Source organism: Pseudomonas antarctica (assembly GCF_001647715.1).
GTDB classification, from domain to species: domain Bacteria; phylum Pseudomonadota; class Gammaproteobacteria; order Pseudomonadales; family Pseudomonadaceae; genus Aquipseudomonas; species Aquipseudomonas antarctica_A.
The window spans coordinates 4,250,562-4,265,291 of record NZ_CP015600.1 but is presented as its reverse complement, the minus strand read 5'-3'; the positions used below and the strand labels follow the sequence as shown (position 1 = coordinate 4,265,291).

The following is a 14,730-nucleotide window of genomic DNA, read 5'->3' as shown; positions in this document are numbered from 1 at the left end:
ATGAGGGCAATCAGCGCAGGTGTTGTGAGGGATCGACAAAATAGCCTATACCCGTACGGGCGCTTTTCACGCTACTGTTATAACGAATGTTTTGGTGAAGTCAGCCTAAGGAAAAGGCTGCGAGATAAAATAAAACTCGAATGTCGCGTGATAGGGGCTCGAAGGGAACAATGAGAAAAGACCTTAGTGTTGGATTGGATTTCACACGAATCATCGCTTGCTTAATGGTCGTTGTTCTTCATGTGTCCGCAACGGGCGTTGCCGAATTTAGTCATGACTGGGTTTATTTTAATGCGTATGACTCACTTGTTCGGGCGTGTGTTCCACTCTTCTTGATGTTGTCGGGTGCACTGTTGCTGGGCAGGGAAGAAGGGGTGACGCAGTTTTACACCAAGCGATTTTTACGCATCTTCCCGCCACTTATATTTTGGTCGGTGTTCTACGTGCTGTGGAAGGCCAGGTTGAGTGGTGATTACAGTGGGTTAAGTGCCTCATTGTTTTCCGTGCTCAAGGGGCCTGCTTATTTTCACCTGTGGTACCTGTATGCCTTGGTGGGGATTTATCTGTTTATTCCATTCATGTCGAAGATTTATCGACATTCCACAGACGCGGAGAAGATCACCTACCTCTCTATTTGGTTCGTCGTTGCCTGCGTGATTCCCTTAGTCGCTTACTTTTATCCGGGGATGGGTGACGTAGCCTCTGTGTACGGTCTTTCATCGTTTGTCGGGTTAAGTGGGTTTGTGTTTCTTGGCGCTTATGTGTTTGATCGGATCAAAACGCAGGTGAAGCAATCGCTTCTGGCGGATGCCGCAGGTTTCATCACGAGCGCCGTGTGCACCGCGTTGGCGACCTATTGGTTATCTCTGCGAGACGGCACGCCCAATCAACTGTTTTTTTCTTACCTTTCGCCTTTTGTCGTGGCGGGGGCTGTTTTCGGGTTTCGGCTATTGATGGGGCTAGGGACGCGACTGTCCAGATACGCTAAAACATTAAATGTGCTGGCAGGCTCTACCCTGGGTGTGTACTGCTTACATATCTTTGTGATGAACAGGCTGAGTATCGTCTATGGCCCCTTCATTGAAGGCCATTCGATGCTCTGGGTTATTCCTGCGCTGGTTTTCGCTATCTTCATCATGACGCTGGCACCTATATTTATTGCGCGCCAGTTCAAGCCCTTCAGGCATATTATTTAAGTGTCGGGCGCGAAGATGTCCGCCGCATGGGCTCCAGCGGCAGATGTGGAAGGCGGCTGTTACTGACTGATCAGCAGAACAGGGTAGCGACCGATAACAGGCAGATGATTTGAACAACCAACTGGCACCGTATTTCACCATTCGTTGTCGCCATACCTATTTGTCCGGCGTACATAGTGGCTCCCTCTTCGTTGGCAAAGTACCGTGAGCGGTGCGCGCAACGCGTGACCGCGTTATTGAGTATAGGTCTGGAACAGGATTTCGCTGTCGAACCGATCTGCGTGGATCAATACCGCGCTTTCAAATGGGTGCCGCAGCGCTGGAGGCATTGCCTGTGGGGCCGCAGCATTAAGAGGCCTGTAGTCAATCTGCACCGATTGTGAGGTGCTGCGCAAGCCGCAGTGACCCTGCATACTGACGGATGATTGAATTCAGCCCAGGGAGCAAACGATGGAATTGGCAATGGAAGTGTCGTTCGACGTGACGGCGCAGGAGCGTGAGGCCATCCTCAAACCGCTGAGGGCGTATAACCTCAGCCATACCGGTGCAATGGCATTTGAAACCGTCGGCATTTTGCTACGTGATCCCACTTCTCAAGAGGTGGTGGGCGGTCTATATGGGAAGATTTCCTACGGATGATTGTTCGTTGAACTCTTGAGCATTCCGGACCAGATGCGTACTCAAGGAACCGGCACGCGTTTGATGGGCGCCGCTGAAGATCTGGCGCGTGAACGCGGATGTGCCGGGATCTGGCTGGACACCTTCAGCTTCCAGGCGCCGGACTTTTATCGCAAGCTGGGCTTCAGTGAGTTTGGTCATATCGCTGATTATCCGCCGGGTCATCAACGGCACTTTTTTCAAAAACGCCTGCGCTAAATCCCTGCACGGCGCCGGATCATCTGGCGCCAATCACCCACAAAATTTATTGGTTTGCAGCAACAATTTTTCTTGTTGGACACCCCCCGCCCCCAAGCAGCACAGTTGCCGCCACTGACGCTCGACCTTCCAGGTCAACAATAAAAACCGCGCCGGGCTGCACGCTACTTTCATGCTGTGAACCCTTTGTTCACATCCTGCTGTAATGGCGCCGCAGCGCGCATTCAAGGACCTCATCGTCATGCAAACTGTTGTGAACCTATGGCCGTTGATCGGCGTACTTGTCATCGTGGTTGGCTTCGTCTTGCGCTTCAATCCACTGTTGGTAGTCACCGCCGCCTCCATCGCCACAGGGCTTGCCGCCCACTTTCCGTTGGACAGAATCCTCGCCAGCATGGGCGAAGGTTTTCTTCAAACGCGCGCCCTGCAACTGATCTTGTTATTGCCCCTGGCAGTCATTGGCCTGTTGGAGCGCCATGGTTTGCGCCTGCACGCGCAGAACTGGATCGCTCGCTTTGAACGTGCCACCGTCGGGCGTTTGTTGATCATCTATCTGTTTGTGCGCGAGTCCACGGCGGCGATGGGGCTCACCAGCCTGGGTGGGCATCCCCAAATGGTGCGGCCGCTGTTGGCGCCGATGGCCGAGGGCGCCGCCGAAAAGCGCTATGGCAAGCTGCCGGACACGCTGCGTCACAAGGTACTGGCCATGTGTGCGGCAACCGATAACGTCGGGCTGTTTTTCGGTGAAGACATCTTTGTCGCCTTCGGTGCAATTGCGCTGATGCATACCTTCCTGCTGGGTTCGGGCATAGATGTGGAGCCGTTGCACATTGCGGTGTGGGGCATCCCGACAGCGATTTGTGCCTTTATCATCCACGCGATTCGCCTGCATCGGTTTGACCGAAGACTCACCCGCGAGATGACGCCCGCCGTCACGCCCGTGGAGGCCGCGCAATGATCATCTCGATTGAATACCTGTACTGGCTTGCCGGCATTTTGTTGCTGATTACCGCGGGCATGATCCTGATGGATCGAACCCACCCCAAGCGCTGGTCCAGCGCCGCATTTTGGCTGCTGTTCGCTATACCATTCCTGGTCGGGGAGCGCTTGCCGCCGATACTCATTGGCATTGGCGTCGTAGTGATGGCGTTGATCGCAGGTTTTGGCGGCGTCGGTCGAGGCGCACATGCCCAGTTGCATGACAAGTCTGCCCGTGCCAGTGCTGGTCGACTGGGCCACAAGCTGTTTATCCCGGCGTTGGCCATTCCCCTGACTACCGTGATTGGTTCGGTGTTGCTCAAGCACACCGAAATCGGTGGCGTGCCACTGCTGGACCCGAAAAACACCACCTTTGTATCGCTCGGTGTCGGTTGCCTGATCGCCCTCGGCCTGGCCTGCTGGTTGACCCGCGATACGCCTGTGCAAGCCTTGCGCGAATCCCGGCGCCTGACCGAAGCCTTGGGCTGGGCCATGGTGCTCCCGCAGATGCTGGCGATGCTCGGGCTTTTATTCAATGAGGCCGGGGTCGGCACGGCGGTTGCGCATGTGACTACCACCTACATCAACCTGGATTTCAAACTGGTTGCGGTGATGGTGTATGTACTGGGCATGGCCCTGTTCACCGTGATCATGGGCAATGGCTTTGCGGCTTTCCCGGTCATGACAGGCGGTGTTGGCGTGCCGGTACTGGTGGTATCTATGGCGGTAACCCGGCGGTGATGGCGGCGATCGGTATGTTCTCCGGCTATTGCGGTACGCTGATGACGCCTATGGCGGCCAACTTCAATATCGTGCCGGCGGCGTTGCTGGAGTTGCCGGACAAGAACGCAGTGATCAAGGCGCAACTGCCGACCGCCTTAATGATGCTGGTCGTCAATATTGTCCTGCTCTACCTGTTGATGTGAGGCCAAGATGCAAACTTTACTGCTGACGGGCTTCGAGCCCTTTGATCAAGACCCGGTCAACCCGGCCTGGGAGGCGGTGCGCCAGTTGGATGGCGTGCAACTGGGCGAGGGTGTGCAGATTGTTGCGCGTCTGCTGCCTTGTGCGTTTGCCACGGTGGGGCAGTGCCTGGCTGGGCTAATCGCCGAATTGCGCCCGGCGATGGTGATTGCCACGGGTCTCGGACCTGGGCGTAGTGATATCTCCGTGGAGCGAGTCGCGATCAACGTTAACGACGCGCGCATCCCCGACAACCTGGGTGAGCAACCTATCGATACGGAGGTCGTGGTCGACGGGCCGGCCGCCTACTTCAGCACGCTGCCGATCAAGGCTATGGTCAAGGCGATGCGCGAGGCTGGGATTGCGGCGTCGGTTTCGCAGACGGCGGGCACATTTGTGTGTAATCAGGTGTTTTACCTGCTGCAGCACGCGCTGGTCGGTACGGACGTTCGCAGCGGGTTTATTCATGTACCGAACCTGCCGGAGCAAGTCGCAGGCAGTGGGCAGGCTTCGATGCCGTTAGTGACGACAGTCGAGGGGCTGCGCGTAGCCGTACGTGCGGCATGGAACACTCAGGTTGATTGGGTGCAAACCGGTGGGCAGATCAGTTGATCTGCCTTAGCCGTTCAACAGTCGGGTCAGGCCGACGGTAATGGCGCACGCGAGCCCGGTCATTGCGAACGCGGTAGCGACGTACCATTTGATGAGATTCAGCTCTGTGGTCGCCAGGTCCGCCTTGGTGGCGAAGTGCTTTTCCATGGAGTCTGCCCTGCTCGAAACGGCGAATAGCTTCTCTTTCATTTCAGCCAGCCCTTTTTCCAGTAAACCCAAGCGTTTTTCCATGCCCGAACCTCCGTCATTGCCTCCACCGGCTCTACCTTGAGCCGGGATGTTCAGTGTGTTCGCCCAACCTAGCCGATATTGTTTTTTCTCCAAAGCGTGACACCTTTTTTGGTTGAAGTGAGAGAGCGCTTGGGAACGAAGATTAGTACCAGTTCGGGCCGACCGTGAGCGACAAACCTTTGCAAAATACCACCAAGGTTCTCGCCTGGGAGGTCAGGCTTCCCGCCGTGGAAAGAACAACTCAAAACACGTCACCCCTGCCTCACTGGTAACGCTGTAGCGACCGTTATGCAGCAGCATGATCGTTGCGACAATCGATAGCCCCAACCCGTTGGACTGGGCCGAGCGTTCCCGCGACTCATCCACTCGGTAAAACCGTTCGAACAGGCGCGGCAAATGCTCGGCGGGTATGGTTTCACCCCGATTGCTGACCCGCAGGTTGATGCCATCGGCATCTGGAACCGCCTGAATCAAAAGTTCTGAACGGGGGGCGCCGTACTTGATAGCGTTTGCACACAGATTGGCCAGTGCACGACGCAATAACATCGGTTCAGCCCAGATCACACCGTCACCCTCGGCGAGAATGCTGATATCCACGTCGCTCGCCAACCCTTCGAAGTAGTCAGCCATACGCTCCACTTCCTCCGCCGCACTCAGCTCCTGGCGCTGGCGCAGGGCGCTGGCCGGGTCGGTGCGGGCGAGGAACAGCATGTTGTCGAGCATCCGCGCCAGGCGTTCGAGCTCTTCGACATTGGAGGCCAGCAGTTGCTGGTAGCTTTCGATGCTGCGGCTCTGTTGCAGGGCGACTTGCGTTTCGCCCAGCAGATTGTTGATCGGCGTACGCAGTTCGTGGGCCATGTCGGTGGACACCTGGCCCAGCTGCACGAAGCCTTTGGCCAGTCGCTCGAGCATGGTGTTGAAGGCGTCGATCATCGGCAGCAGTTCTTTCGGCGCACCGTGGCTGTCGAGTCGTTCAGTCAGGTTGCCCACGCCGATGCCTTGGGCGTGTTTGGCCAGGCGCCGCAACGGCAAAAGCCCGCGGTGCACCAGCAGGTACCCCACCAATGCGAGGATGATTGCCGCAACGGTTGCCAGGATAAACACACTCAGGCGATAGCTGGCGAGCATGGCGGTGCGTTCAGTCATCAGGCGCCCGGTGGTGACTTGCAGGCTGCCCAGGTCACCGGAGTCGATGGATGCGGCCACGGTGGCGAAAGGCACGCCATTCACACCGGGCAAATGGTGCACGTCGGAAAAGCCCAGCTCGTGGTCTTTTGGTACGGGGGGCACGGACGGCATTTCAATGTTGCCCGGGTTGACCAACAGCAACGGCTTTTGCCCCGGCGCCGCGATGCTCAGCACCGACTCGCTGTTGCCCAGCATGTTCTTGAACAGCTCTGGCTTGGTCTTGATCAGGTCCAGGGTATTGCTGTCGTTGAGCAGGTTGCGTAACTGGTCGGCGCGATAGATCAGGGCAGCATCGTCACGTTTGATCAGTTCACGCTCAAGTTCGCGATACAGCGCAACGCCCAGGGTGGCCAGCAGGGCGAAGGCGAGCAGAGCGAAGATCAGCGCCAGGCGCAGAGTCAGCGAGTAGTGCCGGCGGCGGTTCATGGCTGTATATCGAAGCGGTAGCCGATGCCCCGCACGCTGTGAATTAACTTGAGCTGGAATGGGTCATCGATTTTCAGACGCAGGCGTCGTACCGCGACGTCGACCACATTGGTGTCGCTGTCGAAATTCATGTCCCAGACCCGCGAGGCAATCATCGAGCGTGACAACACCTGATCCTGGTGGGTGGCGAACAGGTGCAGCAGGGCGAATTCCTTGTTGGTCAGGGTAATGCGTGTACCCGCACGGGTGACCCGGCGTTTCAGTACATCGATTTGCAGGTCGGCAATGTGCAGTTGCTCTTCTTCGCGACTCGGGCCGCGGCGGGTCAGGGTGCGTAAGCGCGCGACCAACTCGGCGAAGGAGAAGGGTTTGATCAGGTAGTCATCAGCACCCAGTTCCAGGCCCTTGATACGGTCGGCAATGTCATCGCGGGCAGTCAGGAACAGTACCGGCGTGTCAGCCTCCTTGCGCAGGCGCCGCAGCACTTCCCAGCCGTCCATTTTTGGCATCATCACGTCCAGCACGATCACGTCGAATGGCGTTTCCAGCGCCAGGTGCAACCCGTCCACGCCGTCACGGGCGAGGCTCACCGAGTAACCCAGTTCCTGCAGGCCATTGAGCAGGTAATTGCCGGCCTTGGGTTCGTCTTCGACTACGAGGATGTTCATGGGAAGTGCCCTGGTTCTAAGCGTTGCGCAAGTGTAGCCCGATCAATTGTCACTGGCGCAGCCAATGCCCTGAACCTGATAGTCCAGCACATGCTCGCGACCCTGATGGTCCAGGTAATCGAGGCGGGCGGGGACGATACCGCACTGGCCGTAGGTGTCGGTGCTCGACAGGACTTTGTCGACATCCAGGTGCACGAAGAAGCCGGTCTTGTCGTGGATCACGTTGGTGGCGGGGGTTGTGTCGGCTGCGAACACTGAGCCGGTGGCAAGTAAGGCGCTGAAGCCGAGGATAAACAGTTTCATGGTGGTCTCTCTCTTTAAAGGGTTGGCTGCCAGCTCCTGGCAGTGAGTTCACAGTAACCAGGCACCTCAAACAGCCAACCAACAGGATCATGACAAGTTCGTAATGAACGGTTTAAGGCTGACGGCCGGACGCTTCGAGGATCAGGTCAGTGATTTCCTTGGCGTGGGACACCAGCGACAAGTGGCTCGACGGCAGCTCGATGGTGGTGGCGTTCATGCGCTTGGCGAGAAATCGCTCCAGGTCCGGGTTGATGGTCTGGTCATTGCTCGACACGGCGTACCAGGACGGCTTGGTGTGCCAGGCCGCATTGACGGTGCGGCCGCTGAAAAGGGTCTTGGCAATCGGTTGTTGTACGGCGTACAGCTGCAGCGCCTTGGCGTGCGGTACATCGGCGGCGAAGTACTTCAGGAAGGCGTCCTGGTTCAGGGTGAGGTAGCCGTCGTGCTCAACAACACCGGCTCGCACGGGCATGCTCGGGTACTTGGCAGCAAGGGCGACGAAGTCTTCGTTGGCGTCCGGTGCACGGGCTGCCACATACACCAGGGCGCTAACTTTCGGGTTCGCCCCGGCGTCGCTGACCACGGTACCGGCGTAGGAATGGCCGACCAGCACGGTAGGGCCGTCCTGTTGGTTCAGTACGCGATTGGTCGCGGCGACGTCATCGGCAACCGATGTCAGCGGGTTCTGTACGGCGGTCACGTGCAGGCCGGCGGCCTGGAGGCGGGTGATGACTTCTGACCAGCTTGAGCCGTCAGCCCAGGAACCGTGCACCAGCACCACGTTGTCGGCTTTGACCGGTGTGACGGTGCCGGCCATGGCGGTGCCGGTACCCAGCATCAACAGGCTGGCGGCAATCAGGCAGAGCTTGCTTGCAGGTTTCATCGTGCGGCCCTTCATCTTCAGTGGGAAGTTGTGCCACCCGATGTGGGTGACTGACGACGCCACTGTAGGAAGTGAGGGTGCTGACAAGACTTACAGGTTGATGACAAACCTGTAATGCAATCGCTTGGTTAGCGGCGCGGCGCTGGCGTTTACAAGCGAGGAGGTGACCCGTAGATTGCATCGGGTCGATTATTTGTTAATGCCCAAGAGGAATCCACGCCGTGTCCGTCCGAGGTTCAGCCGTATTTGCCCAACGTTACCGCGCCTTTCTGTTCGATATGGATGGGACCCTGCTCAACTCTATCGCGGCCGCCGAGCGTGTATGGAGCACTTGGGCTGAGCGCCACGGGCTGGATGTGGCGGCCTTCCTGACCACCATCCATGGCGCACGCGCCATTGACACCATCACCCGTCAAGCTTTGCCAGGCGTGGACCCTGAAGTTGAAGCGCAGTGGATCACCGAAGCGGAAATCAATGATGTCGAGGGGGTCGTGGCGATTTGCGGCGCTGTCGAGTTTCTGAACGGCCTCCCTGGCGATCAATGGGCGCTGGTCACCTCTGCACCCAGGGAACTGGCGTTGCGCCGCCTGACTGCTGCGGGCATTGCACCGCCGGCAGTGTTGGTGACGGCTGAAGATGTTGTCAGCGGTAAGCCTGACCCCGCCTGTTATGTGCTGGGGGCGCAGCGTTTGGGGGTGCCGGTGCGGGAGTGCCTGGTGTTCGAGGATGCGAGCGTGGGTATTCGAGCCGGGGAGGCGGCCGGTGCGGATGTAATGGTGGTGACCTCTACTCACCTGACGCCCATGGCCACCGCGCATGCCACCATCCACGACTATGAGCAGTTGCAGGTCCGGCGCGACGGTGAGGGCCTGCTGAGTTTGCAGGGTCTGGCGGGCTGAAATGAAAAAGCCGAGCCGTTACCGGTCTCGGCCTTATTCGCGAGGGATGTGATCAGGCGGCGCCTGTAGCCGGCTGCTTCTTATTCCCTGGCGGGACATCACCATTTCTCTGAGGATTTCATTGGCAAGCCGGGCAATCGCTTCGGCACCGCGATAATTCGCCCGCACGATTCCGGTAATCGCGAAATGGTCGGTTTCCGGGCCACTGAGGATGGCAGAAAGGGTGCCGTCAGCGTGCAACGTACACGTGATCTTGTAGCTGGGCAGGCGCGCTGCCAGTGCCGATTCGATTTGGCATTTGCTGAGGCTGTCCATCTGCTTTAACGCCTTTGACTGACCGTGCAAGCCAAGCATAGATCCTGCTGCAAGGCTGTAAATACCGGCGATCCGATAGCGGATTACCGGCCCTCATCGTGCGGCTTTCTGCGGGGGACGTTGCGCGGCGCGTTGGCACAATTTGCGCAAAATGGCCTTTTGGAGGGGCTGAAGGCAGAACGCGAACAGGTAGCCAGACAAGAAGAGCGCCAGGTCCAGCCACGAACGTTTGCCGGGGTCGCTGATGCCTTCAATTTCGAACCTCACGCCATATCCCAACGCCACGAAGACCAGCCCTATCAGCAGGGCGATCCCCCAGGACTTGGAAACAAGTGGCTGCTTTGCGGTTGGCCTCATCGACGTGCTCCTGAACGCACTCGGATGGCAGGATAATAGTCAGGAGATTCGGCTGCGAATTAAGCAACAAGTTCCAGGCGCCAAGACAGTTTCATCTTGCAGCGACGCTGAACGTGTCAAGCGCGCGGATCGCGCAAGAAAGCGCGAACAGTCTGAAGGGATTTCGCCAGCCGTTACAGTGAACGAAAAGGCTGGCTACTGAGTGGGGCGTCAAGGAGTCTGGTTTTTGTCCGGAGCCGTGAGGCCGGCCTGGATGCGCTGGTAAATCTCCTCGCGATGCACGGCAACGTCCTTGGGGGCGTTGATGCCGATTCGTACTTGCTGGCCGCTGACGCCCAGGATGGTGATCGTAATGTCATCACCGATGTTTATGCTTTCACCAACTTTTCGGGTGAGTATCAGCATGGACTTCTCCTTGATTACTTTTAAGGGCACATGTTTCAGACAGGGCACGTGTCGGATGTGTGTAGCTTACTGCTAAGCGCTTCCCTGTGACTGCCTCTTTTAGGACGCATAGAGGCGACATTAATTCCCATGGCGGCATCATACAGGTCTGCGGTACATCATTCGCATTGTTTAAGCCAACGTTTATGACGGCCAGAATAGACAGTGAATGATAAAGTTGCCTCTTTATCCTTAAAGGAGCAGGGCAGTGCGTAAAGTAGCGATGGCAATTGCGGTGTTGGCATTGGCCGGTTGCGGTGAAGGTAAACCGGTCGACGCCCCCAAGGCCAAGCCTGCCGTGACCGAGAGCCAGCCTCAAACCGGAGTGATTGCCGCTCAGGAGTGGGACGTATGGGTAGGCCCGCCAGACCACAAACTGCAGGCGCTCACCGACTTGACCGCCTGGCTGCTGGAACATGGTTTCAATTTTTATATCGTGAAGACAGACGGTAAGGACGAGGTACTGCTGGGCCCGTTCGCCAGCAAGGCCGAAGCTGAAGCCAAGCAGGCCCTGTTGACCGAAAAACTGGCACGCGCCAAGAAAAATGATACCGAGTCGCAGGTCATCGAGCACAAGACTGCGCAGTAACCGGCAGGTTGGGCGGCAGTCCCGCCCATTTTCAGCCGCAGGCTTTCAGGTTCACCGGGCCGACAAATTCGTTACCGCGCCCCATTACACACGCCACGGTCTGGTTGCGCTGACGCTCCCAAGGTTGCACGGGGTAGGTCTTGTTCCAGGCTTCATACAGCTGGCGGTCCTGTTTTGACAGGCGCAAGCCGTATTGTTTGCTCATATAGAAATACGTTCGGGCGATCATCCCGCGAATGGACGGGCGGGGCATGACCTTCTTGGCCTTGAAATCCACTTGGGTCAGGCATGAACCGTATTGCCCGCGTTGCGCCGGCAGCCATCCAAAACTGAAGTTGTTACGGTCGCCATTGACCTCGCCGATGCTCGGCACCAGGTTGTGCAGGTCCGCCTCGGCGCGCTTGAACACGTCGTCGTAGCGCGTACAGTTTTTGCGCCCACCGGTTTGCCAACACTGGCGCTGATGCCCGATCTGCCAGGCTGGAACGATGTGTTCCCATTCGATGCGTGCAGCGCGATTGGCATTTTTGCGTGGGATGTAACCGCAGGCTTTCAAATCCACGCGGTTGCCGTTGTATTTGCAGCCGCAGTAGAACTCCGTGGATTGTGGTGCGTAGAGCTTCCAGGCGACTTTTTTGGCCTCGCTGAATGTTCGGGGCGCCTGAGCATGAGCAGTAGCGGCAAAAAACAAGCAAAAAACAGCAATAAAACGGGCACTCATTGAATCAATCTTCCTTCGGCACAACCCAGAAAATCTGCACGCCGCCATCATCCCGATAGGCGAGGGTGACGTTGTCGTTCTCCGCGATTTCTTCCAGCAAGCGCTCCCATTCCTCCTCCGGCTCGTCCGGCAAACGGAAGATCAGGGCGGCCTTGGCTTTTTGGGCGTTGGTCGAATTGATGATTTTTTGCACACGAACGGCGAGGCGTGCATAGGCGTCAGGCGGGGTTGGCGCTGCAGAAGTAGACGTTGCCACGGAGTATTCCTTAGTGTGCTGTACGTGCATACAGTATTTAACTGTTACGAATTTCGCAACTGCTTAATATTCAGGAAGTTCGTTTGACGGTCATTCAGGCAGAGGGCTGTAGCGAGGAGAATGTGTACCGGAGGGGCGAGCGGGGAGGTAGAGGCAGGCGAGCCCGCCTCTACAGGTGTCGCTAGCAATCAATATTCCCAGAACATCCGTTGCAACTCTTTGCTGTCCTGAGTCTTGGTCAGGGCAACCATTGCCAGAATTCGGGCTTTCTGTGGGTTGAGGTCATGTGCGGCAACCCAGTCGTACTTGTCGTCAGGCTGTTCGGCGTTACGCAGAACGAACCCGCCGGCATTCACGTGGGAAGAACGAATGATTTGCACGCCTTGCTTGCGCAGTTCCTGCAGGGCAGGGACTACTTTGGAAGACACCGAACCGTTACCGGTACCGGCATAGATGATGGCTTTGGCACCGGCCTGGGCCAGGGCCTTGACGGCGGTGTCGCTCACGTTGCCGTAGCCGTAGGCGATTTCCACGTCCGGCAGGCTTTTGATGGTCTTGATGTCGAACTCGGAATCCATGGTGTGGCGCTTGGCAGGCAGGCGGAACCAATAGGATTTGCCTTCAACGACCATGCCCAACGGGCCCCACGGGCTTTTGAACGCTTCGGTCTTGATGTTGATCATTTTGCTGACATCGCGACCCGACTGGATTTCGTCGTTCATGGTGACCAGTACGCCCTTGCCGCGAGCGTCTTTGCTGCCGGCGACAGCCACGGCGTTGTACAGGTTGAGCATGCCGTCAGCCGACATGGCGGTACCTGGACGCATTGAGCCGACGACTACGATTGGCTTGTCGGTCTTTTCCACCAGGTTCAGGAAGTAAGCGGTTTCTTCGAGGGTGTCGGTACCGTGGGTGATTACGATGCCGTCCACGTCCTTGCTGTCAGCCAGTTCGGCAACGCGGCGACCCAACTGCAGCAGGTTTTCGTTGTTGATGCTTTCGGACGCAATTTGCATCACTTGCTCGCCGCGTACATTGGCGATCTGGCTAAGCTCAGGAACACCAGCGATCAATTGCTCGATACCGACTTTGGCCGCCTGGTAGGTGGCGCTGTTGGCGGCGCTGGCGCCGGCACCTGCAATGGTGCCGCCAGTGGCGAGAATCACCACGTTGGACAGTTTGGTCTTGGTTTCAACTTCCTTTGCCTGGGCGGCAACGGGGAACAGCAGCAGTAGGGCTAGAGCGCCCGGAACGAAGGTTTTCAGTGCAGATTTCATTATTTTTCTCTCTGGTTTTTGATGAGTGCGGTAGCAGGTTCATCTAGAACACCCGGGCGATTCTGAATGCCGCGAGGTGCTGAGAAAGAGCAGGATTTGTACCAGGCTGATGGTGGCCGAACATATAAATTAACGTGTTGATTTAAAACAACTTAAATTGATTTTTTAGAGGGGGATGAGGAGCGGTTGTCCGGCTTTCCGAACAGTGAGGGGCTATTGCGTTCGGTTGTCCGAAAACCATGATGGAATATTCATGGAGGCGTGTATGACGGTGGCGTCACTGCCTATCGTTTTGGAGAGCGGTCGGGCAAAGGCAATGTTTAATCACATCAGCGGTACGATGAAAGGCCCGGGCCAGATGAAAGGCAGATTTCCGTCGTTGACAAATCTCGGCAAGGTTCTCATAGTTTGACTAACGCAAACGTTTGCGAGATGTTTCACGCAGCGCTCCCTGAGTATCGTGAAAGCTCGTATCAGCCACCCGGGTGGGAGGGCTGCCGAAGCGTTCTTCGGTGCAAGCGTTGCTTACAATAATCATAAGATCGGAGTGAACCCATGAAGCTGCCATTTGCTGGACGTCTTCTTGCTGTCGCTGTGCTTGCTGCCGCATCCGCTGCTCTACCTCTCTCCTCTGCATTCGCTGATGACGCCGCCGCCAAACCCAAGGTCGGCCTGGTGATGAAATCCCTTGCCAACGAATTTTTCGTGACCATGCAGGACGGCGCCAAGGAATACCAGAAGGCGCATTCCGCTGATTTCGACATGATCACCAACGGGATCAAGAACGAAACCGATACCAGTGCGCAGATCGATATCGTCAACCAGATGATCCTCGCCAAAGTAAACGCCATCGTGATCGCCCCCGCCGACTCCAAGGCATTGGTCACTGTGCTGAAGAAAGCCTCTGATGCTGGCATCAAGGTCGTCAACATCGACAACCGCCTTGATCCGGACGTACTGAAAAGCAAAAACCTCACTATCCCGTTTGTGGGCCCGGACAACCGCAAAGGCTCCAAGCTGGTGGGTGACTACCTGGCCAAGCAACTGACCTCGGGTGACAAGGTCGGCATCATCGAAGGCGTGCCGACCACCACCAACGCCCAGCAGCGCACCGCAGGCTACAAGGATGCGATGGACGCCGCCGGCATGAAGATCGTTTCCACCCAATCGGGTAACTGGGAAATCGACCAGGGCCAGAAAGTGGCCTCCGCCATGTTGAGCGAATACCCGGACCTCAAGGCGCTGCTGGCCGGTAACGACAACATGGCACTGGGCGCAGTCTCCGCGGTACGTGCGGCAGACAAGGCCGGCAAAGTGCTGGTGGTGGGCTACGACAACATCGAAGCCATTAAACCTATGCTGCAGGACGGCCGTGTCCTGGCGACTGCCGACCAAGCCGCTGCTCAGCAAGCTGTGTTCGGTATCCAGAACGCGCTCAAGCTGGTCAAGGGTGAGCAAGTCGATGCCAAAGACGGCGTGATCGAAACCCCGGTCGAACTCGTCCTCAAGAAGTAATCCTGGTAGCACCCAACAGCGCCCGCTCGTCCT

General features: G+C 57.3%; 17 protein-coding genes and 2 pseudogenes. 8 read left to right on the top strand and 11 right to left on the bottom strand.

The window, feature by feature from the left end:
* Positions 1–170: 170 nt before the first annotated feature.
* From A7J50_RS19255 to pcp, 5 genes and pseudogenes are all read left to right on the top strand, one after another.
* Complete coding sequence (locus tag A7J50_RS19255) at positions 171–1,196, top strand: acyltransferase (RefSeq protein ID WP_167353708.1); 1,026 nt, start codon at positions 171–173, stop codon at positions 1,194–1,196.
* 450 nt (positions 1,197–1,646) lie between these two features.
* A pseudogene (locus A7J50_RS19250) lies at positions 1,647–2,072 on the top strand (GNAT family N-acetyltransferase).
* Between the two features lie 241 nt (positions 2,073–2,313).
* Positions 2,314–3,030, top strand: a complete 717-nt coding sequence (locus A7J50_RS19245; protein WP_064454981.1) for a DUF969 domain-containing protein — start codon at positions 2,314–2,316, stop codon at positions 3,028–3,030.
* A pseudogene (locus A7J50_RS19240) lies at positions 3,027–3,976 on the top strand (DUF979 domain-containing protein). Before A7J50_RS19245 ends, A7J50_RS19240 begins: the two are co-directional and overlap by 4 nt.
* Positions 3,977–3,983: 7 nt before the next feature.
* The gene (gene pcp / locus A7J50_RS19235; protein WP_064453238.1) at positions 3,984–4,625 is read left to right on the top strand and encodes a pyroglutamyl-peptidase I; all 642 of its coding nucleotides are present in this window, start codon (positions 3,984–3,986) and stop codon (positions 4,623–4,625) included.
* A gap of 6 nt (positions 4,626–4,631) precedes the next feature.
* On the opposite strand, the gene A7J50_RS19230 is transcribed toward pcp, so the two are convergent.
* The 5 genes from A7J50_RS19230 to A7J50_RS19210 form a co-directional block, all read right to left on the bottom strand.
* The gene (locus A7J50_RS19230) at positions 4,632–4,856 is read right to left on the bottom strand and encodes a hypothetical protein (RefSeq protein WP_064453237.1); all 225 of its coding nucleotides are present in this window, start codon (positions 4,854–4,856) and stop codon (positions 4,632–4,634) included.
* A 213-nt stretch (positions 4,857–5,069) separates the two neighbouring features.
* The gene (locus A7J50_RS19225) at positions 5,070–6,470 is read right to left on the bottom strand and encodes a heavy metal sensor histidine kinase (protein ID WP_064453236.1); all 1,401 of its coding nucleotides are present in this window, start codon (positions 6,468–6,470) and stop codon (positions 5,070–5,072) included.
* Positions 6,467–7,138 (bottom strand): heavy metal response regulator transcription factor, encoded by a 672-nt coding sequence (locus tag A7J50_RS19220; RefSeq protein WP_064453235.1) that lies wholly within the window; start codon positions 7,136–7,138, stop codon positions 6,467–6,469. Before A7J50_RS19220 ends, A7J50_RS19225 begins: the two co-directional genes overlap by 4 nt.
* A 42-nt stretch (positions 7,139–7,180) precedes the next feature.
* On the bottom strand, positions 7,181–7,441 hold the full coding sequence (locus A7J50_RS19215; protein ID WP_053257071.1) for a DUF2790 domain-containing protein: 261 nt from the start codon (positions 7,439–7,441) through the stop codon (positions 7,181–7,183).
* Positions 7,442–7,553: 112 nt separating this feature from the next.
* The gene (locus A7J50_RS19210) at positions 7,554–8,324 is read right to left on the bottom strand and encodes an alpha/beta fold hydrolase (protein WP_064453234.1); all 771 of its coding nucleotides are present in this window, start codon (positions 8,322–8,324) and stop codon (positions 7,554–7,556) included.
* Between the two features lie 221 nt (positions 8,325–8,545).
* Between A7J50_RS19210 and A7J50_RS19205 the strand changes: the two genes are divergently transcribed.
* Positions 8,546–9,223, top strand: a complete 678-nt coding sequence (locus A7J50_RS19205) for an HAD family hydrolase (protein WP_064453233.1) — start codon at positions 8,546–8,548, stop codon at positions 9,221–9,223.
* 33 nt (positions 9,224–9,256) lie between these two features.
* Here the strand turns inward: A7J50_RS19205 and A7J50_RS19200 are convergent, their stop codons facing one another.
* The 3 genes from A7J50_RS19200 to csrA form a co-directional block, all read right to left on the bottom strand.
* Positions 9,257–9,538 carry a hypothetical protein gene (locus tag A7J50_RS19200; RefSeq protein WP_064454980.1) on the bottom strand — a complete coding sequence of 94 codons (282 nt, stop codon included), beginning with the start codon at positions 9,536–9,538 and terminating at the stop codon, positions 9,257–9,259.
* Between the two features lie 93 nt (positions 9,539–9,631).
* The gene (locus A7J50_RS19195) at positions 9,632–9,895 is read right to left on the bottom strand and encodes a hypothetical protein (protein WP_064453232.1); all 264 of its coding nucleotides are present in this window, start codon (positions 9,893–9,895) and stop codon (positions 9,632–9,634) included.
* A gap of 210 nt (positions 9,896–10,105) precedes the next feature.
* Positions 10,106–10,300, bottom strand: a complete 195-nt coding sequence (csrA, locus tag A7J50_RS19190) for a carbon storage regulator CsrA (protein ID WP_003192511.1) — start codon at positions 10,298–10,300, stop codon at positions 10,106–10,108.
* A 262-nt stretch (positions 10,301–10,562) separates the two neighbouring features.
* Between csrA and A7J50_RS19185 the strand changes: the two genes are divergently transcribed.
* Positions 10,563–10,928, top strand: a complete 366-nt coding sequence (locus tag A7J50_RS19185; RefSeq protein ID WP_064453231.1) for an SPOR domain-containing protein — start codon at positions 10,563–10,565, stop codon at positions 10,926–10,928.
* 31 nt (positions 10,929–10,959) lie between these two features.
* Here A7J50_RS19185 and A7J50_RS19180 read toward each other — a convergent pair whose 3' ends face one another.
* The 3 genes from A7J50_RS19180 to A7J50_RS19170 form a co-directional block, all read right to left on the bottom strand.
* A complete protein-coding gene (locus A7J50_RS19180) occupies positions 10,960–11,649 on the bottom strand; it encodes an endonuclease (protein WP_064453230.1) in 690 nt (229 codons plus the stop codon).
* Positions 11,650–11,653: 4 nt separating this feature from the next.
* Positions 11,654–11,905, bottom strand: coding sequence for a DUF1654 domain-containing protein (locus A7J50_RS19175; RefSeq protein ID WP_208604440.1), 252 nt, complete (start codon positions 11,903–11,905; stop codon positions 11,654–11,656).
* A 188-nt stretch (positions 11,906–12,093) separates the two neighbouring features.
* Positions 12,094–13,182, bottom strand: a complete 1,089-nt coding sequence (locus A7J50_RS19170) for an asparaginase (protein ID WP_064453228.1) — start codon at positions 13,180–13,182, stop codon at positions 12,094–12,096.
* A 555-nt stretch (positions 13,183–13,737) separates the two neighbouring features.
* Here A7J50_RS19170 and A7J50_RS19165 point away from each other — a divergent pair.
* A complete protein-coding gene (locus A7J50_RS19165) occupies positions 13,738–14,697 on the top strand; it encodes a sugar ABC transporter substrate-binding protein (RefSeq protein ID WP_064453227.1) in 960 nt (319 codons plus the stop codon).
* The last annotated feature ends 33 nt before the right edge of the window (positions 14,698–14,730 follow it).

Bases quoted from the DNA above. Each gene is read 5' to 3' on its own strand.
- A7J50_RS19255 (WP_167353708.1), top strand. From the start codon at position 171: ATGAGAAAAGACCTTAGTGTTGGATTGGATTTCACACGAATCATCGCT.
- A7J50_RS19245 (WP_064454981.1), top strand. From the start codon at position 2,314: ATGCAAACTGTTGTGAACCTATGGCCGTTGATCGGCGTACTTGTCATC.
- pcp (WP_064453238.1), top strand. From the start codon at position 3,984: ATGCAAACTTTACTGCTGACGGGCTTCGAGCCCTTTGATCAAGACCCG.
- A7J50_RS19230 (WP_064453237.1), bottom strand. From the start codon at position 4,856: ATGGAAAAACGCTTGGGTTTACTGGAAAAAGGGCTGGCTGAAATGAAA.
- A7J50_RS19225 (WP_064453236.1), bottom strand. From the start codon at position 6,470: ATGAACCGCCGCCGGCACTACTCGCTGACTCTGCGCCTGGCGCTGATC.
- A7J50_RS19220 (WP_064453235.1), bottom strand. From the start codon at position 7,138: ATGAACATCCTCGTAGTCGAAGACGAACCCAAGGCCGGCAATTACCTG.
- A7J50_RS19215 (WP_053257071.1), bottom strand. From the start codon at position 7,441: ATGAAACTGTTTATCCTCGGCTTCAGCGCCTTACTTGCCACCGGCTCA.
- A7J50_RS19210 (WP_064453234.1), bottom strand. From the start codon at position 8,324: ATGAAACCTGCAAGCAAGCTCTGCCTGATTGCCGCCAGCCTGTTGATG.
- A7J50_RS19200 (WP_064454980.1), bottom strand. From the start codon at position 9,538: ATGGACAGCCTCAGCAAATGCCAAATCGAATCGGCACTGGCAGCGCGC.
- A7J50_RS19195 (WP_064453232.1), bottom strand. From the start codon at position 9,895: ATGAGGCCAACCGCAAAGCAGCCACTTGTTTCCAAGTCCTGGGGGATC.
- csrA (WP_003192511.1), bottom strand. From the start codon at position 10,300: ATGCTGATACTCACCCGAAAAGTTGGTGAAAGCATAAACATCGGTGAT.
- A7J50_RS19185 (WP_064453231.1), top strand. From the start codon at position 10,563: ATGGCAATTGCGGTGTTGGCATTGGCCGGTTGCGGTGAAGGTAAACCG.
- A7J50_RS19180 (WP_064453230.1), bottom strand. From the start codon at position 11,649: ATGAGTGCCCGTTTTATTGCTGTTTTTTGCTTGTTTTTTGCCGCTACT.
- A7J50_RS19170 (WP_064453228.1), bottom strand. From the start codon at position 13,182: ATGAAATCTGCACTGAAAACCTTCGTTCCGGGCGCTCTAGCCCTACTG.
- A7J50_RS19165 (WP_064453227.1), top strand. From the start codon at position 13,738: ATGAAGCTGCCATTTGCTGGACGTCTTCTTGCTGTCGCTGTGCTTGCT.